Annotated in this window: 20 protein-coding genes and 1 riboswitch; of the genes, 6 read left to right on the top strand and 14 right to left on the bottom strand. The window is 44.6% G+C overall.

Translation table 11 applies throughout. From position 1 onward, the window contains the following. Positions 1–122: 122 nt before the first annotated feature. The 3 genes from ACFQV5_RS06295 to ACFQV5_RS06285 all read right to left on the bottom strand — a co-directional run bounded on the left by ACFQV5_RS06295 (position 123) and on the right by ACFQV5_RS06285 (position 1,649). Positions 123–470: a YflT domain-containing protein gene (locus tag ACFQV5_RS06295; protein ID WP_379244737.1), complete on the bottom strand. Its 348-nt coding sequence runs from the start codon at positions 468–470 to the stop codon at positions 123–125. A gap of 76 nt (positions 471–546) precedes the next feature. Beyond that, on the bottom strand, positions 547–1,077 hold the full coding sequence (locus ACFQV5_RS06290; RefSeq protein WP_379244735.1) for a hypothetical protein: 531 nt from the start codon (positions 1,075–1,077) through the stop codon (positions 547–549). Positions 1,078–1,136: 59 nt separating this feature from the next. Next, a complete protein-coding gene (locus ACFQV5_RS06285) occupies positions 1,137–1,649 on the bottom strand; it encodes a DUF948 domain-containing protein (RefSeq protein WP_379244733.1) in 513 nt (170 codons plus the stop codon). 276 nt (positions 1,650–1,925) lie between these two features. On the opposite strand from ACFQV5_RS06285, the gene ACFQV5_RS06280 reads away from it, so the two are divergent. Further along, positions 1,926–2,090, top strand: a complete 165-nt coding sequence (locus tag ACFQV5_RS06280; protein ID WP_379244731.1) for a DUF1328 domain-containing protein — start codon at positions 1,926–1,928, stop codon at positions 2,088–2,090. A 115-nt stretch (positions 2,091–2,205) separates the two neighbouring features. Here ACFQV5_RS06280 and ACFQV5_RS06275 read toward each other — a convergent pair whose 3' ends face one another. Beyond that, the gene (locus tag ACFQV5_RS06275; protein WP_379244729.1) at positions 2,206–2,781 is read right to left on the bottom strand and encodes a hypothetical protein; all 576 of its coding nucleotides are present in this window, start codon (positions 2,779–2,781) and stop codon (positions 2,206–2,208) included. A 234-nt stretch (positions 2,782–3,015) separates the two neighbouring features. Between ACFQV5_RS06275 and ACFQV5_RS06270 the strand changes: the two genes are divergently transcribed. Continuing rightward, positions 3,016–3,414 (top strand): hypothetical protein, encoded by a 399-nt coding sequence (locus ACFQV5_RS06270; protein ID WP_379244727.1) that lies wholly within the window; start codon positions 3,016–3,018, stop codon positions 3,412–3,414. 93 nt (positions 3,415–3,507) lie between these two features. Here the strand turns inward: ACFQV5_RS06270 and ACFQV5_RS06265 are convergent, their stop codons facing one another. Beyond that, on the bottom strand, positions 3,508–4,377 hold the full coding sequence (locus ACFQV5_RS06265) for a cation diffusion facilitator family transporter (protein ID WP_379244835.1): 870 nt from the start codon (positions 4,375–4,377) through the stop codon (positions 3,508–3,510). A 275-nt stretch (positions 4,378–4,652) separates the two neighbouring features. Here ACFQV5_RS06265 and ACFQV5_RS06260 point away from each other — a divergent pair, with 275 nt between their 5' ends. After that, positions 4,653–4,835, top strand: coding sequence for a hypothetical protein (locus ACFQV5_RS06260; RefSeq protein ID WP_379244725.1), 183 nt, complete (start codon positions 4,653–4,655; stop codon positions 4,833–4,835). Between the two features lie 65 nt (positions 4,836–4,900). Here the strand turns inward: ACFQV5_RS06260 and ACFQV5_RS06255 are convergent, their stop codons facing one another. The 5 genes from ACFQV5_RS06255 to ACFQV5_RS06235 form a co-directional block, all read right to left on the bottom strand. After that, a complete protein-coding gene (locus tag ACFQV5_RS06255; RefSeq protein ID WP_379244723.1) occupies positions 4,901–6,529 on the bottom strand; it encodes an ABC-F family ATP-binding cassette domain-containing protein in 1,629 nt (542 codons plus the stop codon). Positions 6,530–6,731: 202 nt separating this feature from the next. Continuing rightward, positions 6,732–7,736 (bottom strand): MBL fold metallo-hydrolase, encoded by a 1,005-nt coding sequence (locus ACFQV5_RS06250; protein ID WP_379244721.1) that lies wholly within the window; start codon positions 7,734–7,736, stop codon positions 6,732–6,734. A gap of 104 nt (positions 7,737–7,840) precedes the next feature. Continuing rightward, positions 7,841–7,942 (bottom strand): cytochrome bd oxidase small subunit CydS family protein, encoded by a 102-nt coding sequence (gene cydS / locus ACFQV5_RS06245; RefSeq protein ID WP_379244719.1) that lies wholly within the window; start codon positions 7,940–7,942, stop codon positions 7,841–7,843. A gap of 6 nt (positions 7,943–7,948) precedes the next feature. After that, a complete protein-coding gene (locus ACFQV5_RS06240) occupies positions 7,949–8,980 on the bottom strand; it encodes a cytochrome d ubiquinol oxidase subunit II (protein WP_379244717.1) in 1,032 nt (343 codons plus the stop codon). Continuing rightward, the gene (locus ACFQV5_RS06235; protein WP_379244714.1) at positions 8,977–10,329 is read right to left on the bottom strand and encodes a cytochrome ubiquinol oxidase subunit I; all 1,353 of its coding nucleotides are present in this window, start codon (positions 10,327–10,329) and stop codon (positions 8,977–8,979) included. Before ACFQV5_RS06235 ends, ACFQV5_RS06240 begins: the two co-directional genes overlap by 4 nt. Before the next feature lie 357 nt (positions 10,330–10,686). Between ACFQV5_RS06235 and ACFQV5_RS06230 the strand changes: the two genes are divergently transcribed. Then, positions 10,687–11,820 carry a virulence factor gene (locus ACFQV5_RS06230; RefSeq protein ID WP_379244712.1) on the top strand — a complete coding sequence of 378 codons (1,134 nt, stop codon included), beginning with the start codon at positions 10,687–10,689 and terminating at the stop codon, positions 11,818–11,820. A 104-nt stretch (positions 11,821–11,924) separates the two neighbouring features. Next, positions 11,925–12,107, top strand: a riboswitch (Lysine riboswitch). Positions 12,108–12,208: 101 nt separating this feature from the next. After that, positions 12,209–13,654, top strand: coding sequence for an amino acid permease (locus tag ACFQV5_RS06225; protein ID WP_379244710.1), 1,446 nt, complete (start codon positions 12,209–12,211; stop codon positions 13,652–13,654). An 81-nt stretch (positions 13,655–13,735) separates the two neighbouring features. Here the strand turns inward: ACFQV5_RS06225 and ACFQV5_RS06220 are convergent, their stop codons facing one another. The 4 genes from ACFQV5_RS06220 to xylA all read right to left on the bottom strand — a co-directional run bounded on the left by ACFQV5_RS06220 (position 13,736) and on the right by xylA (position 20,623). Next, positions 13,736–14,878, bottom strand: coding sequence for a transglutaminase domain-containing protein (locus ACFQV5_RS06220; protein WP_379244708.1), 1,143 nt, complete (start codon positions 14,876–14,878; stop codon positions 13,736–13,738). Positions 14,879–14,998: 120 nt separating this feature from the next. Then, positions 14,999–17,338 (bottom strand): YcdB/YcdC domain-containing protein, encoded by a 2,340-nt coding sequence (locus ACFQV5_RS06215; RefSeq protein ID WP_379244706.1) that lies wholly within the window; start codon positions 17,336–17,338, stop codon positions 14,999–15,001. A 321-nt stretch (positions 17,339–17,659) separates the two neighbouring features. After that, positions 17,660–19,156 (bottom strand): xylulokinase, encoded by a 1,497-nt coding sequence (xylB, locus tag ACFQV5_RS06210; RefSeq protein ID WP_379244704.1) that lies wholly within the window; start codon positions 19,154–19,156, stop codon positions 17,660–17,662. A 150-nt stretch (positions 19,157–19,306) separates the two neighbouring features. Then, positions 19,307–20,623 (bottom strand): xylose isomerase, encoded by a 1,317-nt coding sequence (gene xylA / locus ACFQV5_RS06205; RefSeq protein WP_379244702.1) that lies wholly within the window; start codon positions 20,621–20,623, stop codon positions 19,307–19,309. A gap of 241 nt (positions 20,624–20,864) precedes the next feature. Between xylA and ACFQV5_RS06200 the strand changes: the two genes are divergently transcribed. Beyond that, entirely contained in the window at positions 20,865–22,037 is a 1,173-nt protein-coding gene (locus ACFQV5_RS06200; RefSeq protein ID WP_379244700.1) for an ROK family protein, read from the top strand. Positions 22,038–22,087 lie beyond the last annotated feature (50 nt).

The raw sequence follows: 22,087 nt of genomic DNA, 5'->3' as shown, positions 1-22,087 counted from the left end.
CCTCTGCCCATGAAAGAATCACCTATTTAGAAACATAGATAAGGAATGGGACAGAATTGTCCCATTCCTTATCTATGTTTAAAGCCCTATTTGTTATCCTGTAAAGTAGCAGAGTAACTATTTTAAGGCTGATTTTTTTTAGCAATAACAAGAACCTTTCCGAGATCCAGCTGTTTCTCGTAAAAATCCGCTTCAGCCTCTGTAAAGCCTAAGGAAACAATCTTGGCACGCAGTTCATCTCCACGAGAACGGAATAAATTGGCGATGGAATCAAACACGCCCTCTTCCTTAATTCCAATTTCTTTAGCTTCCGATGCTTGAGCGATCCGTTCTGTTTTTTCGGAGTCGTGTGCAAGTACATAAATGTGCTCAGCCATATATCCTGAAGTTGCTAAGTTCTGTATCTCTTGAACAGCTAATGTCCCATTCTCAACGATTTTTGCATAGGCTTGTTTATTAGTAGTTTCCATATTAAAAACCTCCTAATAGAATGTTCTAGGTTATAGCCCTAGATTATTTAACCGTATTTCAAAGATTTGAAACAGTTTATTCACTGTAATCTATAAACAAATCGACACCGACTATTTCCCCATTATGAGGATCCTTAAACACTTTAATGGCTTGATGATCCTGTACATAAACATCTCCATCCTCTCCTTTAAAAAAAGGGGTCCCAAGAGATGCTGAGACATGACCGGTTGTCAGTAAGATTGACTGATCATTTACCTGAATAGATTTTGCTGAAGGTTCCACATGAACATACTCCGTCAATCCGCCATTCAGTCCAACCGTCATATCACTATAGTGATACTCGGTAGTTCCTAATAACCGGTCATGTGTCACTTCAAGCGGCTCACCCAACTTCCGAACCACATCTTCAGTTCGGTCCGTTAGAGCAATTCCATTAAGAGTCTCATAGCTATCGATCGGCTCTACCTGCTGAGCAGGTGTATCCCAAGACATCGAAGCATGGACTACAGGCACAGTCATTTCAGCAGCGGATACAGGTGGGGTACTTACTCCTCCACTGTAGGGCGAAAGCATACCCAGCAATAGCAGCACGACATCTAACATCATTTTTCACCCTTTCCTTTTCCTTACAGACAACCGGTTCATATCATACGGATGCCTAACCCTTAGCGGGCTTTTTGACGACGAAACTTACTCCAGAGACCTACTGCAACATCAACATAATTCAACCATTTCCCAGAATTAGAAGCTTTTGATTCATGGTACACCGCATCATAAGACTGGAAAGTCCTTTCTTGCGCCGTCATCGGTAGCGAAGGTTGTGAAAGTTCATTTTTCTTATTCTCAACTTTTGGTTGCTTAAAACGGTTAACAACACCCGAAGAAACCTGTTTCACTGCAAAGGTCACTTCGCTCAGGGCTTCACCCAGATTTTTAACCGTATCCATGACCGGATCAATCTGTTTCATTTTGTGCTGAACATCAACGGTAATATCATTCGTGTTACGAATCGTTTGCTTCACTTCATAACTGAGTTCATCAATGGTCTTCTGAACCTCCTGAAGTGTTTGAGTCACCTTATCCAAAGAACTTGTCGCTGCCTTTAGGGTCTTTATTAGGAAAAAGACAAGAACAGCAAACGCAACAGCAATAACCGCAACACTGATTTGTGTTAGCATAGACATGACCTCACTTTCCAGTATGTTTGTCTCGATATTCCTTAGTTACCCTCTCTTTTCTGGCACGAAACAAAGCATCCATAGAGGGATTTGATCACAAGTTCGGCTTTTGTTTCAACAGAAATGGTCCCGGTTAAAGAGAACTACGAGGGGGCAAGTAACAACACTTACGCCCCTATGATTCGAAGCCCTTCTCTATATATGTAATTAGGATTATTCACGAATCAGGAGAAGTGCTTCCAATCCAAAACTATATGGAAAGCTGGGTGAATTTCGATGTTGAAATGGTCGGTTATATTACTTGTAGTTGCACTAATCGCAGGGATATTCGGTTTCTTCGGAATTGTTGAGGCTGCAGCGGGCATCGCCAAAGTACTATTCTTTATCTTCTTGGTTCTGTTCGTGATTTCTCTCTTTACCGGACGCAGACGTTCAATGTAACTGGTTAGCATTACACATACAAAGAGATATGAAAAAGGTTAGTATATATAAAAGGGCTATCTCCAAAGATCCAGGATCTTTAGGGATAGCCCTTTTGTTGCTGACATTTATGTTTTTAAAATAATGAAGGAATAGAAAACCAGTCAATCTTAAACGTAAGTTTCATGCCTTCATCCAGAAAATCAACTTTTTTAACCGTAACAATATTCGGTAAATGTTCCCTGAGAGATACTTCGATTGGCTCCAGTTTGAATACGGATGTCGGAACATCCAGACTTCGAATTCTAGTCGATTGATGTTCCAATACAAGAGCGCTTCCATTCGTCGTCATATCAAACTGTAACGTCGCACCAAAGGGGATAACTCCCCATTTCCCGTTCATATCTGCAGTCACCGTCTGACCATTGAATTCAAAATCAGCACCTGTAATATCCACGCCAATCTTATGGGTATTCATATACTCAATGAGTTTCTTCTTGCTCATCTGAGCAACCTCATCATTACTTAATATCATTTCTGGCTGGCGCGCCTCTAACATTTTCATAATCTTATCTTTTATGTCAATGGACTGATATTGGAGATTCAAGCTTTTTGACGGCGAAATATACCAAATTCCAACCCCTCCAATGACCAAAATGAATATCAATAATCCAAGCAGTATCCGCCCGCCTTTATTCTTTCGGCGACTCATTATAGCTTCCTCCCCTCGGAATTTGATCACATAACTTAGCCTAAAACCTCGTTCCAAAGTATAGCCCAATCCTATCCTCTTGTCACGTTCACCTACAATGATCATGATTAGCTGCAGCAACGAATTCTTAAAATTTGAAAATCACACCTGCTTAATTGGTTCATTTTACCTGTTTGGTGGTTATATCGATAATGTCGCTACATATTTTATCCAATTCCAAGGAGGAGACGAAACATGAAAAAAACAATCAGTATAACCGCGGTGCTCGGCCTTGCTCTATCCATGACAGCTGTAGCAGGTGCAGATCCAATTGAAGCAACACAAGTGGTGCCAGCTACATCAACTACCCCGGTTGTTGAAGGTGTAACAACAAACACAACAACATCAACTACAACAATAATTACTGATGAGCCTGTCATTAAAGCAGATGAGGTTGTGCATAACCCTACTAAAATCATTGAACTGACAGAAGTAACGTATTTCTACGATATGCCAAATGGAAAAATCATCGGATCTCTGGCTCCTCAAAAAGTTGACACGACTACCACCAGCGCTCAAGTGGTCTTGGACGGTGAGTGGGTTGAAATTTACACATGGCTCGGAACAGCTTGGATCTATGTTGACAGCATCTAATATCTAATAACTAATAACTAATATCTAATAACTAATAACAAACAAAAGGACCGCATAATTGCAGTCCTTTTTTTCTTTCTATAGAAACAGATATTATTGTTCCTTCGGCTCCACATGTACGTGAACATTCATAATGTTATGATACTTAACCATTCGTTCTTCAATTACCTCACTAATCCGATGTCCTTGAATAACACTTAGCTCTGGATCTACTTCAATGACGACATCAACCAACACATGATTGCCATGAATTCTAGCTTTCACATCCTTAATTCCTTCTACACCTGGAGTTTTCGCAATCGTTCGTCTCAGATCAAGGAGGCGTTCTTCATCAAATCCATCCGTAAGACTATGTGTACAGTCACGGAAGATTTCCCATGCGGTTTTACAGATCAATAGCCCTACTGCAAGTGCCGCTACGGTATCCAGCCATGGTAGACCAAACTGGGCACCAATGATCCCTACTGCTGCTCCAATACTCACTAATGCATCTGAAAGATTATCCTTCGCTGCTGCCATCAATGCCTGGTTGTTAATCTGTTTGGCTAATCTGACATTATATCGGTAAACGCCATACATCGCAACCGCACACAGTCCGGCTACTCCAGCCGACCATAGATCTGGTGTGGACTTACTCCCCTCAAAAAAGGAGCCTATTGCTTCCATGAGCACTTGAAGACCAACCACTGCCATAATAAATGAGGCGATTAACGCAGCAATGGTCTCTGCTCTAAAATGCCCATAAGCATGATCCGAATCAGGTGGTTTTCGTGAGATCTTCAAACCAATAAGTACCGCCACCGAGGCAACAATATCCGTCAGGTTATTAAATCCGTCGGCAGTCAGCGCGCTGGAGGCAAATATGTAACCGCAGAATAATTTAAAAGCCGAAAGGATTAGATAAGCAATAATACTAATCCATGCTCCGCGCTCTCCCTTTTTGATGTCATCATATACGTTCACCGGGAAATGTCTCTCTCCTTTACTGCTTTCCTCTTTGTCAGAGGCTTTTTTCAAACTTCTTAATTATCCTAGCAAAGGCATGGCTTGTGGGTCTAGAGAAACGTTGTGAGTCTAGAGAAACCTTGTGAGTCTAGAGAAACCTTGTGAGTCTGGCGAAAAAGAGTTGCTCCAAGCAAAAAAACAAGTCTTCCCCGAATATATTTATTGTTACCCTTGCCGTGGGTTTTAAAAACGAATAAAATGAGGACAACTCATAATCCGAGGAGGAAGCTATCATGTCGGAAAATAATGATTCACGCAAGGTGAGTCTCGCCGATGCGATTCGTCAGAAACTGGAGCAGAAGAAACAACAAAATTCTTCTACGAAGCAAGGTTCATTCCAGCCTGCCACTACGCAAAAAATGAAGAGTCAAAACAACAAGAAGCCGAACAACCAACGCCGTCGTACAGGTGTGTAAATCGTCACTTCAATCAGACCAAAAAAGCTGCCCTTCAAAAATGAAGGTGCAGCTTTTTTTATAAACTATTTAGCTTCGGCTGGATACATGCTTTCACGAAGGGCTTTGATCTCTTCGCTCTCCAGATACTCGTCATAACTCATCGAACGATCAATAATACCGTTTGGTGTAATCTCGATAATCCGGTTCGCAATGGTCTGAATGAACTGATGGTCATGCGATGTAAACAGGATTGTTCCATCGAAATCGATCAATCCGTTATTCAGCGCAGTGATGGACTCGAGGTCCAAGTGGTTCGTTGGCTCATCAAAGATAAGCACGTTCGCACCATTCAGCATCATTTTGGCCAGCATACAGCGAACCTTCTCACCACCGGACAGAACGCTCGCTTTCTTCAGAGCTTCTTCACCAGAGAACAACATACGTCCAAGGAATCCGCGTAGGAACGTCTCGTCCTGATCTTTGGAGTATTGGCGAAGCCATTCCACAAGGTTCAAATCCACACCGTCGAAGTATGCGGAGTTGTCTTTCGGGAAGTAAGCTTGGGTAGTTGTTACCCCCCAGCTGTATTCCCCTGCTTCCGCTTCAGTTTCACCAGTAATGACTTGGAATAAAGTAGTCTTCGGCAGGCCGTTCGGTCCAACAAAAGCAATTTTGTCGCCTTTATTTACGACAAAGCTAACGTTATCCAGTACCTTCTCACCTTCAACTGTCTTCGTGATGCTATCCACAGTCAAAAGCTGCTTACCTGCTTCACGCTCCGGCTTAAAGTTAAGGAACGGATATTTCCGGTTCGAAGGACGAAGATCATCCAAGGTAATTTTATCGAGCTGTTTCTTACGGGAAGTCGCTTGCTTGGATTTCGAAGCATTCGCCGAGAAACGCTGGATAAACGCTTGAAGTTCTTTGATCTTCTCTTCCTTCTTCTTGTTCGATTCACGCTGAAGTTCGAGAGCCAGCTTACTGGACTCGTACCAGAAATCATAGTTACCAACATAAAGCTGGATTTTACCAAAATCGATATCCGCAATATGCGTACATACCTTGTTCAGGAAGTGACGGTCATGGGATACAACGATAACAGTACCTTCATAATCCATCAAGAAGTTCTCAAGCCATTGAATAGACTCAAGATCCAAGTGGTTCGTAGGCTCATCGAGCAGCAGGTTATTCGGACGACCGAACAATGCTTGCGCCAAGAGAACACGAACTTTCTCGTTACCGCTCAGTTCTGACATCTTCTTGTCATGAAGTTCACGAGGGATACCTAAACCGATCAAGAGTGCAGCAGCATCTGGCTCAGCGTCCCAGCCATTCAGTTCAGCAAACTCGCCTTCGAGTTCACCCGCACGCATTCCGTCTTCTTCAGAGAAGTCAGCTTTAGCATAAAGCTCGTCTTTCTCCTTCATAATCTTATAAAGGCGTGAGTGCCCCATAATAACTGTTTCCAGAACCGGATACTCGTCATACTCATAATGGTTCTGTTTAAGCACGGCCATCCGCTCATTAGGCGTCATATGAACTTCGCCTTGGTTTGGCTCGATTTCACCGGACAAAATTTTCAGGAAAGTGGATTTTCCTGCACCGTTGGCTCCGATCAAGCCGTAACAGTTGCCGGGAGTGAATTTTATATTTACATCTTCAAATAGTGCTCGTTTGCCATAGCGGAGCGTAATCCCGCTTGTACTGATCATTAAGCATTACCATCCTTTTTAACTATTGGTTTGTGCACATTATAGCATAAGAACTCTTTTTAACGAAGCTTTGCAGGTTAAAAACGAAACTATCCTATTTTCGGATCTACAATTCTTAGTCTTTTACATGAAAAAAGCAGTGACTCTCCACTCATCCGGAGAATCACTGCTTCTTAAACTCTTTTACGTTTACTAATTCATTCTACGAAGTGACACTTCTTCGCTCTGGCTGCACCTTGAAGGTCTCACCATACTTGAGCACCCGAATCTGTTCCTCCTGGATTCCAAGCCGTTTACGCTCAGCTTCCATCCGCTCTAATGCTTCCTGCGCGGTATCATCGGCAAGCCTAAATGTCCCGTAATGCATCGGAATCATCGTCTCAGCCTTCACATCCAGAAATGCCTGGAGCGCTTCTTCTGGATTTACGTGCTGCGATGTCATAAACCATTCGGGCTCATAGGCTCCGATCGGCATCAGGGCAATATGAATATTGAATCGGTTACCGATTTCTTTAAATCCTTGGAAATACCCGCTGTCTCCGGCAAAATATAAATTCGGCGGAAGAACGCGTGAGGTATCATGAGAATCTGTGTCTTTATCCGTTATCTCCTTCTGTTGTAGAGCGGGCTCTAACACAAATCCACCCCAATGGGAAGTATTCGTATCAAACGGCGTACGCCTTGTCCAATGCTGAGTCGGAACGAAGGTAATGCATACACCACCAATCATCGTCGACTCCCACCATTTCAACTCGATCACACGCCTAAAGCCTTTGCTGATCATTTTACGTTTCAGACCGATTGGGACAACAATCGTTGTGCCCTCCCGGTAAAGCTTACGTATCGATGCGAAATGCATATGATCGTAGTGAGAGTGAGATATCAGAATAACATCCAGTGGTGGTATATCAGTAATCGGAATTCCTGGCTCCCCGAGACGTTTCGAAAATCCCATTCTCCGTGCCCATACCGGATCAGTCACGATATTCAAGCCCTCATATTGGATGAAGAAAGTCGCATGTCCGACCCAGGTAACGGAGGTTTCATGCCGATTTCCGTGTAAATATTCAAGATCAGGCGTCAGGTTCGGTATGACGTAAGAGTAGTCTTTTTTCTTAGTACGTCGTTCGTCACGCCACTGCTTAAACTGCTTCAATGTTTTATCTGTACTGACGTTATCGATATTATTATAGCGGATTTTTGGCATTCTTCTCCTCCTTCCATTACCTAATATTTTACCCCATTTTCTCATTTCTGCTCAACTTCGCTCATATTATATCCCCCGTATTCTTAATAAAAGTACATTCTGTGTTATTCTGAAGGGTCTTTATATTTCATGGAATAGACCAACATAAAAGCTACAGATAGCACCACCGTCAGTATAGGTGCAATAAAGATGGTGAAATAATCCACTTTTCTTCATCCTTTCTTACCAGCTCTCCCGAGAATATAATTGGCGTCGAACAGAAATAAACGCATGAGCAGAAATAATGACGGAATCAACACACACAGCCCAAGGACAAACGCTGTAATCATGGAGATCGCCATCGCGTCATTCGTGATTCCCTCATGGATATTGATATATTTATACAAAATATACGGTAAATGTGAACGGCCGTATCCATACCAGGCAAAGGCAAACTGCAGCATAACCATAATGAACGCCAGACCAAGCCACTTCTGCTTCCATACGGCATAAACAGCAAACATAAAACATAAAAAGGACGCAATAAACATCCAAGACATGTCTACCATGGCGCTAAAATGCTCAGGATTTTGCTGATTCAATGTTAAAAACGCGAAGAACGAGCATAAAATGGTCGGTCCGCTCCAAATCAGTGCATATCTTCGGACAACCTCAAAAGCAATCTCATCACCGGCCCGATTGGCATAATAGGACAAGAACATCGCTGAGATGTACAGAACGCTCACCAGTCCTAGCAAAATTACAGACCATGTATAAGGGTTCGCGAAAAAGCTTATCCAATCGATCTGTACCTTGCCATCCGCCAGGTAAATGATGCCCCCCTCCGAAATAGCAAGGACCGTGGAAAGCGCAGCCGGAATGAGTAATCCCGTTGCTCCGTATAGGGCCATATATATTTTGTTATTATCCTTGCTGCTGCCATAAGTATTGTAGGCATAGTAGGCTCCACGGATCGCAAGCAGCACTGTAGCCAAACTGCCGGGAACAAGCAGAGCAGTGCCGTAGTAGAATGCCGCGTCAGGGAAAAAGCCGACAAGTCCAACGACGAAGAATATGAGAAATACATTAGTAACTTCCCACACCGGCGAGAGATACCTTTGAATAATGTTATGTATCTTGTTCTCATGACCCGTCAACACGCTGTAATAGCTGAAAAATCCAGCACCGAAGTCAATCGACGCGACAATGAGATAACCGAATAGAAACGTCCAAAGAATCGTAATTGCCACCACACCGTAGCTCACTTCACATTACCTCCTTTGTCATTTAGTTGAAGAAACTCTATTTCTTCTTCAGCATTTTTATTGCGGAATAATTTACTCAGCACTCGGATCGCTGACACACACAAGACTAAATACAGAATAATGAACAGCACGAGCATCCATCCTACACTCGTCGAAGTTGTCGCTGCTTCAGATACCTTCATATAACCTCTGAGCATCCAAGGCTGACGCCCTACTTCTGCCAAGAACCAGCCCAGCCATATGGCTACCATGGCCAGCGGACCAAGTGCAAGCAGGCTGATTAACAGCCATTTTGGATACGACTGTTTCCCCGGTAGTTTTTTACGAAAAAAATACAACAGCGGGATTGCTAGAAGCATCATGCCATTCGTAACTTTAAGATCGAAGAAGTAGTGGATCGTGAGCGGAGGTCTTTCATCTTCCGGGAATTCATTCAGTCCGATCACTTTTGTATCAGGCCGATTTCCCGCAAGAATACTCAATGCGTAAGGAATTTTCAAAGCATATTTGATATCATAATTCTCATCCAGCACGCCTCCGAATATAAGAGGTGCTTTCTCCATCGTCTCAAAATGCCATTCCGCTGCAGCCAGCTTCTCCGGCTGATATTTAGCCAAAAACTTTCCAGAAAAATCTCCGATAGCCACCGTGGCCACAGCAAAAACAAACGTTGAAATAACCGTCAGTTTCAGCGCCTTTTTAAAATAAATGTGCTTACTTCCTCTCAACATGCTATAGGCTGCAATGCTCGCAAGCACTGCTGCACTTGTTGTATAGGCGGAAGCCAGCACATGACTAACCTTCGTCGGTGTAGCAGGATTGAACATGGCTACAAACGGATTCACATTCGTAATCATTCCATCCACCAACTCAAAGCCCTGAGGCTGGTTCATAAATGCGTTCAAACTAGTGATGAAAAAAGCTGAAGCTGAGGATGAAATCGCTACGGGGATCAATAATAATAGGTGAGTCATTTTATTTTTGAAACGATCCCAAGTGTACAAGTAAATACCTAAAAATATCGCCTCAATGAAAAATGCGAAGGTTTCCATGAATAGTGGCAAAGCAATTGCTTTACCCGCAACTCTCATGAAGGTTGGCCATAACAGACTGAGCTGCAGTCCAATAGCCGTACCTGTTACAACGCCGACTGCTACTGTAATAACAAACCCTCTAGCCCAGCGACGGGCCATGAGCGTATAGTAATCATCTCCTGTCCGAATACCACGCCATTCCGCCAATGCGAGCATAATAGGAATCCCTACGCCGATTGTAGCGAAAACGATGTGCACAAATAGTGTTAATGCAGTTAGAATCCGACTCATCAAAACAGGATCCAGTGAAGACATAAGGTTCACTCCTTGTTGTTATAAGCTTTATAAGAATCCCTCCAGACTAGCTGAAGTAATGCAGGTAGCGTATACAGGCTTTTATTGTTCCGTAAAGCATGATCACCGCAACGACGAAGCAGACCACTGCCAGCTTTTTCTCCTGTTTAACCGACATATATATACAGCCTCCTTATTCAGGCATTTAAAAGCTTTGAAAATAGTTATAATGATTAGATGAAGACAATATCAGTTTTACAATCCTTTCCTCTTTTTATCCAAGAACCTGCTAAAAAGTTTCCGCTACCTAGGGGTTAAAGTTTGTTCCTGCCTGGAAAAGAGGTACAATAGGTTAGAATGAAGAGGAGGTTAAAATAGATGAAAATTACGTTTATCGAGCCTACCCCGAGTCCGAACTCTATGAAGCTTCATCTGGATGAGTCACTCGAACCCGGGATTCGCAAAACATATACGACCGAGAATGAACGTTCCGCACCTGCATGGATTCGTGAGCTTTTACATATCCCTGGCGTGAAGAGCGTGTTCCACACCGCTGATTTTATTGCTCTTGACCGTAAAGGAAATGCCGATTGGCCTTCGATCCTTGGAGAAGTCCAGGAAAAATTCGGCCAACAGGGTCTACAGACAGGACTCGAAGACACCGTTAATGAAGGATCGGGTTTCGGAGAGGCTGAGGTATTTGTGCAGCAGTTTCGGGGCATTCCGATGCAAATTCGTGTAAAAGGAAATGGCCAGGAAGAGCGCATCGCTCTCTCCTCCCGATTCACTCAAGCTGTAACCGAAGTAGCGTCTGCCACACTGATCAAGGAACGGAAATTGAAAGACTACGGTGTACGTTACGGTGAGCTTGCTGATGTTGCGCGTGAGGTGGAACAGGAAATTGAAGCTGCATATCCGCAGGAGCGTTTGGACAAGGTCGTAGCACAGGCTATCGCCCATGGTGCGGGAGAAGAGGAATTTGTGGAGCAACGCGGCAAACGGACAGACGAGGAAATAAAAGCGGCGCTCGAAAATCCAGACTGGCGCGTAAGATATGCAGCTTTTGAACTCTTGGAGCCAAAAGAAGAACATATCTCAATTATTCGCACCGCTTTGAAAGATCCAAAAATGCAGATTAGACGTCTAGCTGTTGTCTATCTGGGAGATCTCAAAACACCAGAAGCAATGGAGCTTCTATATGAAGCCATGCGCGATGACACACCTGCTGTGCGCAGAACAGCTGGAGATACATTGTCCGATATTGGTGACGCAGCAGCTACACCTGTTATGATTGAGACACTGAAGGATAGCAGTAAGCTCGTTCGCTGGCGCGCCGCACGATTCCTGTATGAAGTCGGTACTGAGGATGCTCGACCTGCTCTTGAGGAAGCCGCACAAGATCCTGAGTTTGAAGTTAGTCTACAGGCCAGAATGGCGCTCGAGAGAATCGAGTCAGGTGAAGAAGCTGCAGGAACCGTATGGCAGCAGATGGCCAAACGTTCAAAGAATTAACACAGAATGTAATATATAACCATTGATCCTGTTGCAGATTGTGCTTTATACTAAGGTCTCTTCCAAATATAAAATAAAATAATTCAGATAGCCTCATCATTCCACGATGAGGTAGAGGTTGCGAATGTGATCAGTAAACGTGCTTAGGTGAAGAGACACCGATTGAGGCACGATTGAAAGGCACCTTCGCCGAAGTAGGCGTTATGCTCTTGTAACGCCCGCTGGGTCCGCTCCCGAAAGGGACGGAACTGTCACGGGAATTCTTCCCGTGTTGTGCTATCTTCATGGGGGTTGATGCGGTATACCTAGAGCCGCAGGTAATAACCTGCGGCTCTTTCTATGTTTCTTTGCCTTTTTGGGTATATTCAAGATAGAAGGAGTGTTCAACATGAGACCTAAGAAAGCACCTGCTACTTCTCTAAAGCCCAGTCTTAAAGCACGTCATATGACGATGATCGCCCTGGGTGGCTCGATCGGAACTGGCCTGTTCCTTGCAAGTGGAGGCGCCATCGCCTCAGCTGGACCAGGAGGAGCTCTGATCGCATATGCGGCGGTGGGAGTGATGGTATATTTCCTGATGACAAGTCTTGGCGAGCTCGCTACTTATCTGCCGGACTCCGGATCTTTCAGCACGTATGCAACGCGCTTTGTTAGCCCTGCCTTCGGCTTTGCTGTCGGCTGGAACTTCTGGTACAACTGGGCTGTAACGATTGCTGCTGAGCTTGCAGCCGCGACCGTAATTATTAAATTCTGGTTCCCGGATAGCCCGTCCTTCTTATGGAGCCTTCTATTCCTTGCTATCATGTTCGGCCTGAATTTCTTGTCAGCTAAGGGATACGGGGAATCGGAATACTGGTTTGCCATGATTAAAATAGTAACCGTCATCCTCTTCCTCATAGTCGGTGTTTCGATGATCTTCGGAATTCTTGGTGGTGAAGCAGTCGGCTTTACGAACTTCAATATGGACGGCGGTTCGGTGCATGGCGGATTCTTTGCTCTAGTTGGTGTGTTTATGGCCGCAGGTTTCTCATTCCAAGGTACGGAGCTGATCGGTGTAGCCGCTGGAGAAAGCGAAAATCCGCGGCAGAACGTTCCTCGGGCAATTCGCCAAGTATTCTGGCGTATTTTAATCTTTTATATTTTTGCGATCCTTGTCATCGGCTTGCTTATTCCTTATACGGATCCAAGTTTGCTTCAGTCCGGCGTGAATAATATTGGGGTCAGCCCGTTTACGTTGGTCTTTGAAAAAGCCGGGCTTGCTTTTGCCGCTTCCGTTATGAACGCAGTTATTCTGAGCTCGGTTCTATCAGCAGGTAACTCGGGTATGTATGCCTCCACACGTGTCTTGTACGCGATGGCCAAGCAAGGTATGGCACCAAAATGGCTGAGCCGTCTCAACAGCCGCGGCGTTCCAATAAACGCCTTGTTAGTGACCTCTGCGGTAGGGATGCTCGCATTTCTTGCTTCCTTTTTCGGTGATGGGGTTGTCTACATCTGGCTACTGAACGCATCTGGAATGTGCGGATTTATCAACTGGCTTGCGATTGCGGTTAGCCATTACCGTTTCCGCAAAGCTTATATTGCACAAGGGCATGATCTGAAAGATCTGCCATTTCGGGCTCGCTGGTTCCCGTTTGGTCCTCTCTTTGCGTTCATACTCTGTCTGATTGCAATTATCGGACAAGGTGATTTTAGTGGAGAAACGGATTGGTACACGCTGATCGCAACATACTTCAGTATCCCGCTCTTCCTATCGATCTGGTTCGGTTACCGTCTATTTAAGAAAAGCCGAATTGTTCCTCTTAAAGAATGTGATCTGAGTACAATAAAATAAAATACTTGTTTGAATTCGAGGAGTAGACATAAACAAGGGATGTTCTAAAGGCTTATCACCTTCAGAACATCCCTTTTCGTTTTACCATGAAATATGAACCTTCAAATCATCCGTGTCATCTAAAAGACTGTGATAGTATTGAATCGCACCCACACCTGATTTACGTTGAAGATTTTGCAGCACAACCAACAAGTCCGCTTCTTTCCCATCAAACCGGAATAAAAGTTCCGACTTGCCTGCTTTGTTCGCTGACTTTACCCTTCCTTGTAAATCACTATATGTTCTTACGATTCCTTCTTTCTCGTATAAATGATATTCCAGTTCATTCATCAGCTTCTTGTAGAGTCCAGCTTTACTTGATCCCTCTGAAACTAATGTCTTCAAGGTATTCCGGTATAACGTATTCGCCTGGGGATATGACTTGATCCACGTATGGTCTTTACCCATCTGGGCATCATTCTTAAGGTAATACGCATAGGATACCTCTCCGTCCCGGTTAGGAACCGGATCATTCCATGTCGTATCCAGGTGATACCATTTCCCATCAACAAGAACGAGATTCCAAGCATGCAACTGTCCCTGAGGATTTCCCTCAGCGTAAGCTGTTCCTTCAACGATTTTATTCTGGATTCCCGCTTCTTTCAGGAGCTTATATGTCAGCAATGAGTAACCCTGACATACTGTGCTTCCTGAGCTTAATCCATCATAGGCTGTATATTTCTGAAGTGACGTATCATATTTCAGATTCAAAATCACCCAATCGTTGATGACCTTAACTTTCTCGTGATCGTTCATTCCTGGCTTCAATATATCCTTCAAAATCGCCTTTACCTTGTGATTAACATATGCGGTCTGCTCCGCAGACTCACGGTATGTTAGGCGAATCGTAACATCGGCGGAGCTTGATGTTCCGCGATAATCATAGCTATAACTTGCAATCGTGTAGTGAATATACGGATCGCTATCCATCGTCTGGTCCAGCGCTTCCTTAAGCTGTGTCTTTAGTTCCTTTGTCTGGCCCTGATACACAAAACGAACGGTCGACTCCCTGTTATTCATCGCTGCGAGCAGCTTCTGCTGAATCCCATTAACGGATTTCACAACCTCTTTATTAGAACTAGCATATCCATCAATGATTTCAAGCGGTTCAGGAACTGCGGCTACGGTTACCGCTAATGTCCCAACCAGCAGCAGCTTCATAAATGACGACCGACTTAGTTTCATTCGGTACACCCGCCCTTCGTCTTCCACACTCGTTTACATATATTGTATCATATTACCTTTGGGCCGGAAGCTTCTAGTTTTGTCGACCAAGTACGAAATAAGGATAGCGCCAGCAATTCTTTACCACATGTTATCGTTCATGAACGAATCGCTTTTACCTACTAAAGCCGACAATCCTAGAAGTACTTCAGCAGCCTCTGCACGAGTAACCACCCGCTCAGGCATGAATTTTCCGTCAATCGCAGGAAGTAATCCTAGTTTCATCGTGATTAAAGCCGCTCCCTTGTTGACAATAGAAGCCGAATCACTAATACCTGGTACTTCCCCACTCTTTGTGATTGTTTCTCCCAACTTCTCATATTTCAACATCTGAGTCAGCATTAAAGCCAGCTCATCCCGGGTTAGCTTACGTTCTGTACTGAAAGAAGCATCCGGTTCAAATGGGAGCCAGTTCCGAGACAGCAGACTCTGAACTGCATTGTAATATTTACTTTCTGGTAGCAGACTGCCGTAAGGCTCCGTATTGCCTCCAAAATTTTGATCAAGAGATGGACTCAGCGCTCTAGCAACAAACAAGTACCAATCCCCCGTCGTGATGTCCTGATCCGGCAGTATCTTTAGATCTGCATCCGGAAGCATGACACGATACTCCACCATTTTATCAAGGGCAGCCTTAGATTTATGTCCCACTGTATCATTCGCTGGAATAACTTCCTTACCGATATAATCGGATGGTACTGTATTACGCCACTTTCCTGTTGTAGCATCCAGTGGTAATACAATTCCATAGAGTTGATAATCATTATCTTTGCGTACTGGAGAATACACTAATTTCGTGAAAAACTCAGCAGATCCACCACTCGACGAATAACCACCGTACTGAGCGAATTTAAGTTTCAACTCCGTGTCCTTTAAGAACGCTGCTTTTGCTTCTTCTGCCGAAATCACCGGTTTGCTGTTTAGCGGCAGTTCGGAGAAATCCACAAATGAAGAATTATAGTATTGTTTCACCTTGCCATCCGTACCGATTGAAATAGAAAGAGTTTCACCTAAGATCGATATTTCTCCTGCGTAGCGGGAAAATGAGAAATCAAAATTCTGATAAGGTGTATTCTCTCTTGGCTCCGTAACATTCACGAGCTTCCATTCCTTCGTAGCATTGGGAGCTAACTTAGAAATGGTGCTGAATGCAATTTGTTCCGCATCCTTCTTCGATATGCTGGTCGTTGAAGGTTTATTCTGACTTTCGCCCCTACCATAATAGTATTGATACTGGTTATACATGTGAATTTTCCCGGTCGTGGCATCGACCTCTACCGAAATATCCATGCCAGCATTCGAAGCAGTGTCATTCCAATTGATATTCCACACTTTGGATTCCTTGTCATTCCAACGCTGACCTAATCGCTTCTGGACGGCCTTGTACCCCTTCGGGATCTCTATCTGAGACTCTACCCACTTCGCTGCTTCATCTCCGCTTGCCAAGGATTTAGAAGACGGCGTAAATACATCCTTGCTTGCAGGGATTACAATGGGCTCGAATTGCTTCTCTTTAACCGGTTCACCTGTATAGTCAAGAATGCTGCCGGTGTTAGCATCGATGGCTAAATTAGATTTATTATTCGGAACATATCCTAGAAAATAAGGACCCTTGGTTACTCCAAACTGTATGGAAGGAATATAGGAAAGCTCTGCTACAAAAGCATCCTCATACTGCTTCCTCGCTGCTTCTGCCGATATTTTAGCTTCAGAAGATGGTGTTGAGGCTGCATATTGCTGTCTGTTAAACGAAGTCACATTCCCCTGATGATCCATACTCAGCCTGATTTGGTCTGCATCAGATGGAATGCCATTAACCGTTACATTGTAATAGAAGTCATATGATAGCGGGCTGAATAGAGTCTTCTCCATTCCTATGTATTGTTTGTTTTCAGACAAGTCATTTACATTGACGCTCTTTATGTTTTGCTTGATCCAGTTCAGTGCTTTCTGTGAAGCAGCTTCTCGGCTAATTTCCGGACCCGCATCCCCTCCCGAAAGTAATAATACATAACGTGGAAGATAGACAGATACAATCTCGCCCGTTATTGCATTTACAGAACCGCTAAACCCGTAACTGCTGTTTCCTCTTTTAAGAGTGAACTGCAACTCCCATACTTTCACGCCAGTGCTTACATTATTCAGTTCGGTGAATTCAGCATTGTCCACGGTCGCTTTCTTCAATTGTGGGAACAATCTCTTAATGTTCTCTTCCGCCTGGACGGAAGAAATTTTGGCTCCATCCGGAATCTCCGACCTTATTTTCTCTGATGTTTGCTCTGCAGCATTGCTTGTGGATACACTCTCAGTGGCACTCATCGTGTTTGTATCCCCCCATACGGGTTGAGCAAGACACAGCATCGCTGTTACGGCACATACAGTAGATTTCATCTGAATTGATTTCTTAGAATTTCTTTTCAATTCTATATCGCTCCCTTCACATGGTTGGAACCGTACCATGCTCTTACATGCAGCGGTGTATTCTACATCGAAAGAGGTTCAGTGCAGCAAGATCATAACAGCTCTCCAATAATAGGAACGGTTTTAAGGGTCGTTTGGTTACGCCCTGTTCCTAACATATTTTTCTAAGTTCAAAGGAACTCATAGCGTGTCACTTTATTTCTTATGTTTGTAATCTCGGAATAATGACCTGTTTGTCCAAACAAGCGAAAACATTCAATAGAAAAACGCCGCCCCTTACACAGGGACAGCGTTTATAACAGTTTATCATTATTAATCTAATTAACCACGAAATTCAGCTAATTGACTGTTCAATTGCTCGGTTGCACCGTAAACATTTTGATATAGCGGAAACAGTTTGTCGTAAATGGCTGCTGCTTCCGGATTCGGCTTATATGTTTGCGCTGGACGCAAGAATGCGGACGCGCATTCCTGCAGACTTGGAAACCATCCACAGCCGTATGCTGCCAGCATAGCAGCGCCCATTGCCGGACCTTGCTCGCTTTCAAGCTTAATAATCTCAGCATTAAAAATATCAGCCTGCATTTGAAGCCAGTTCTCGTTCTTCGCGCCACCACCGATTGAAATAACCTTATCAATCTTTGTTCCCGAGGCCCGTAGAATATCTATCGATTCCCGAAGTGAGAAGGTAATTCCTTCAAGGACTGCCCGGGCAAAGTGAGACAGCTTATGACCTGCATCCATACCGATGAAACTGCCTCGGATGTTGGCGTCCGGATGCGGAGTACGTTCGCCCACGATATACGGAGTGAATAACAATCCACCGCTTCCTGCCGGTATTTCGCCAACTCCACCGAGCAACTCGTCAAAAGACACGCCGGGAGCGAACGTTTTCTTAAACCATTCGAGACTGTATCCAGCAGCTAAGGTTACCCCCATAATATAATAGGCATCTTGCTGGCCATGATTAAAAAAGTGAACCTTACCTTCAAAATCAACCTCTGTGCGTTCCTCGTAGGAAAGCACAACTCCAGATGTCCCTATGCTGCACATTGTCTGACCTTCGGCAAGAATGCCTGCTCCAATCGCTCCGCACGCATTGTCAGCTCCGCCTGCAAACACTTTCGTCTCAGGCAACAGACCGGACTGCTCTGCAATCTCTGGAAGCAGCACGCCACATAGATCGAACGACTCAACGAGGGGAGGACATAAGGTGTGAGGCAATTGGAAGGCATCTAAAATTTCGGTACTCCAATGTTTACCCGCTACATCCAGCAGCAAAGTTCCCGCTGCATCGGAATAATCCATCGCATACTCCCCGGTCAGCCGGTAGCGTACATAGTCTTTTGGCAAAAGAAACTTCGCTGCTTGATCCAGCACATCAGGTTCAAATTCCTGAACCCATAAAATCTTGGGTAACGTAAACCCTTCCAAGGCCCGGTTGCGAGCGATGCGAAGCAGATCATCACCCAATGTGTCCTCAATCCGGCGGCACTGGGCCGTTGTCCGGGTATCATTCCACAGAATAGCAGGTCGAAGTGCTGCTCCCTCTTCATTTACAAGCACCAAACCGTGCATTTGCCCAGAGAAACTCATTCCTTCTACAGCAGACGGCTCAATCGCTGTCTCTTCCATTAATCGCTTCAAGGACAGCAGCGTTTTCTCTACCCAGTCCTCAGGGCGCTGCTCACTGTAACCTGGCTTTGGCTGGCTCAGCGGATATGCTTCTGAGTGCTCTGCTACCACTTTTCCACTGCGGTCGATCAGAACAGTCTTCACCGCACTTGTGCCAAGATCGACTCCGATTACATAACTCATCACAATTCCTCCTCAGGTTGGTTGCTCCATTTCAGATCAATTGCTCCACAGAAACCATAGGGTGAAACAACTTCACCGGCTGCCCTTTCGGGAGCCGGTGAAGTTTAATTTTCTCACAGATCCTAGATTACCTTAGAGTATCTACTCTCCTTAATCGGCAAGAATGTACTGATTGAGCAATCCTTTAAGCATTTCCTGACGTCCGGATTCATTCTTACGCGGTGTCTCGTTATTCAGCGCATATTCAGCCAAAGAAGCCAGTGTCGCTTTACCATTTACAACATCAGCCCCAATACCTTCCGAGAAGCTGCTGTAACGTTTAGCAATGAAATCTTCGAATACGCGGTCCTCAATTAACTTAGCAGCCACCTTAAGTCCTTTAGCATAAGTGTCCATACCTGCAATATGTGCTAGGAACAGATCCTCAGGCTCGAATGATGGACGGCGTACTTTGGCGTCAAAGTTCACACCACCACGACCCAGTCCCCCATTCATAAGCACTTCGTAAAGTGTCAGTGTCGCGTCGTAAATGTTAACCGGGAACTCATCCGTGTCCCAACCGATCAGCATGTCACCTTGGTTCGCGTCAAGCGATCCGAGCATTCCGTTTAAGCGAGCCACGCGAAGTTCATGTTCGAAAGTATGCCCAGCCAAGGTAGCATGGTTAGCTTCAAGATTCAGCTTGAAGTGTTTGTCGAGACCGTATTTCTGCAAGAAGGCAATCGTCGTAGCTGCATCAAAATCATATTGGTGCTTTGTCGGCTCTTTCGGTTTAGGCTCGATTAGGAATTGAGCATCAAAACCAATCTCCTTCGCATAGTCAACTGCCATATTAAACAAACGGGCCAAGTTGTCCAGCTCAAGTCCCATATCTGTATTCAGCAGTGTTTCATAACCTTCACGGCCTCCCCAGAACACATAGTTCTCAGCACCAAGGCGTTTACCTACTTCCAAGCCTTTCTTCACCTGTGCTGCTGCATGTGCATATACATCGGCATTACAAGTTGTCGCAGCACCGTGCATGTAGCGTGGGTTCGTGAACATGTTAGCTGTGTTCCACAGCAACTTCTTGCCGCTCGACTTCATATGTTCCTCAATCTTGTCAACGATGGTATCGATATTGCTGTAGAATTCACGGAGGTTGTTTCCTTCCGGAGCGATATCTACATCATGGAAACAGAAGTACGGCAGGTTTAATTTATCCATAAATTCAAATCCAGCTTCTACACGAGCTTTAGCCAGATCCATGCCAGAATAGTTACCCCAAGGACGAACCGCAGTATCGGCGCCGAATGGATCGGATCCTCCTGCAGTGAGTGTATGCCAGTAAGCCATTGCGAAGCGTAGATGCTCTTCCATCGTTTTACCAGCTACAACTTCTTTCGGATTATAAAACTTAAATGCATACGGATTGGTAGATTTACTTCCTTCAAATTCGATCTTATTCACGTTGTTAAAATAGGCCATGAGATAATCCTCCCTATTCCTAATAATCAAAGTATGTGTAACGCTTACAACGTTATCGTAGCATATGAATATAACTTTGTCTATTGGTTAAACTAAGTCTGTTAAAATATATTGAATCTGTGAATATACACTGATCTTTTTAGCAGAAGACTCGCTTTTTCACTAGTTGCAATTTTCGTTTCTTCCGCCTAGACTATGAGCATATCTAACGTTCTATATAACTTTGAAGGATGGGTTTATCTTGGGAAATATCACTGGTGATCAAGCACTGGTTAAGAAAATAAATACATCAATTATTCTGAACACCATTATAAGGTTCGCTCCTCTGTCCCGCGCCAAGTTATCCGAATTGACAGGACTCAATAAAGCAACCGTATCTAATCTTGTGCAAGAACTCGTCGACAATCATCTAGTACAAGAAATCGGGCCCGGAGAATCAAGCGGCGGCCGCAAGCCTCGAATGCTGCTCTTTAATGGCAAAGCCGGTTATGCGGTAGGTGTCGAAATTCGCCTGAAACAAATGGTAGCTGTGCTTACAGATCTCGAAGGAAGCATCGTAGCAGAACAAGAATGCTTGTTAGAGCAGCATGACGTATCATCTGTTCTAAGCAAATTAATCGAAATGACTGAGCAATTAATGGAGCTTGTCCCGACCTCTCACTACCGTATTGTGGGTGTCGGAATCGGCGTACCTGGCATGGTGGACCATAATGGCACTGTTCTGTTTGCGCCAAACTTAGGGTGGGAAATGGTTCCTCTTCAGAAGCTTCTTGAAGATGCAATCGGTGTCCCGGTCACCATTGACAATGAAGCCAACGCAGGTGCTCAGGGCGAGCTTCGCTTCGGGGCGGGGCGCGATGTGCAGCATCTTTTGTACATCAGTGCTGGCAGTGGTATCGGTTCAGGCATCATCATTAATGGAGAGCTATATAAAGGCGCTCGTGGCTATGCAGGGGAAACTGGGCATATGTCCATTGAGGCTGACGGTAAAGTGTGTTCTTGCGGCAACCGCGGGTGCTGGGAACTGTACGCTTCGGAAAAAACGTATGAGTCCTCGTCCACTCCTCTCCCCGCTCGCCGAACATCTGAGCTAGTGAGATATGCGGAACAAGGACATGTTGGAACGATAGATCATTTTTCAGAAATTGGACGCTTTATTGGAATCGGGTTAACAAACCTCGTCAATAGCTTCAACCCGCAATCCGTTGTCATCGGCGGTCCACTGTCTGACGCACGCGAATGGATCGAAAAAACGATGCAGCAGGTTGTATCCCAGCGAACTCTTCCTTATCACCGTGAACGGATGGAGATCCGTTTTGCTGAACTAGGAAGTCGCTCTACCGTTATCGGCGCTGCTTATTTAGCTATTTCGCAATTTCTCGGGCCTGTTCGAGTATCTATGATTGGAAATTGACGTAAATTCGCCTCATTTTTTTAGAAGTACCTAAGGTAATATCCATCTGT

The sequence above is a fragment of the Paenibacillus sp. GCM10028914 genome, from assembly GCF_042666275.1.
In the GTDB taxonomy this organism is placed as follows: Bacteria; Bacillota; Bacilli; order Paenibacillales; family Paenibacillaceae; genus Paenibacillus_AQ.
The sequence above is the reverse complement of the archived record's forward strand: the minus strand, read 5'-3'. Positions and strand labels throughout refer to the sequence as shown.

Bases quoted from the DNA above. Each gene is read 5' to 3' on its own strand.
- ACFQV5_RS06275 (WP_379244729.1), bottom strand. From the start codon at position 2,781: ATGAGTCGCCGAAAGAATAAAGGCGGGCGGATACTGCTTGGATTATTG.
- ACFQV5_RS06270 (WP_379244727.1), top strand. From the start codon at position 3,016: ATGAAAAAAACAATCAGTATAACCGCGGTGCTCGGCCTTGCTCTATCC.
- ACFQV5_RS06225 (WP_379244710.1), top strand. From the start codon at position 12,209: ATGAGACCTAAGAAAGCACCTGCTACTTCTCTAAAGCCCAGTCTTAAA.
- ACFQV5_RS06260 (WP_379244725.1), top strand. From the start codon at position 4,653: ATGTCGGAAAATAATGATTCACGCAAGGTGAGTCTCGCCGATGCGATT.
- xylA (WP_379244702.1), bottom strand. From the start codon at position 20,623: ATGGCCTATTTTAACAACGTGAATAAGATCGAATTTGAAGGAAGTAAA.
- ACFQV5_RS06220 (WP_379244708.1), bottom strand. From the start codon at position 14,878: ATGAAACTAAGTCGGTCGTCATTTATGAAGCTGCTGCTGGTTGGGACA.
- ACFQV5_RS06255 (WP_379244723.1), bottom strand. From the start codon at position 6,529: ATGATCAGTACAAGCGGGATTACGCTCCGCTATGGCAAACGAGCACTA.
- xylB (WP_379244704.1), bottom strand. From the start codon at position 19,156: ATGAGTTATGTAATCGGAGTCGATCTTGGCACAAGTGCGGTGAAGACT.
- ACFQV5_RS06235 (WP_379244714.1), bottom strand. From the start codon at position 10,329: ATGTCTTCACTGGATCCTGTTTTGATGAGTCGGATTCTAACTGCATTA.
- ACFQV5_RS06290 (WP_379244735.1), bottom strand. From the start codon at position 1,077: ATGATGTTAGATGTCGTGCTGCTATTGCTGGGTATGCTTTCGCCCTAC.
- ACFQV5_RS06250 (WP_379244721.1), bottom strand. From the start codon at position 7,736: ATGCCAAAAATCCGCTATAATAATATCGATAACGTCAGTACAGATAAA.
- ACFQV5_RS06280 (WP_379244731.1), top strand. From the start codon at position 1,926: ATGTTGAAATGGTCGGTTATATTACTTGTAGTTGCACTAATCGCAGGG.
- ACFQV5_RS06295 (WP_379244737.1), bottom strand. From the start codon at position 470: ATGGAAACTACTAATAAACAAGCCTATGCAAAAATCGTTGAGAATGGG.
- ACFQV5_RS06285 (WP_379244733.1), bottom strand. From the start codon at position 1,649: ATGCTAACACAAATCAGTGTTGCGGTTATTGCTGTTGCGTTTGCTGTT.
- ACFQV5_RS06230 (WP_379244712.1), top strand. From the start codon at position 10,687: ATGAAAATTACGTTTATCGAGCCTACCCCGAGTCCGAACTCTATGAAG.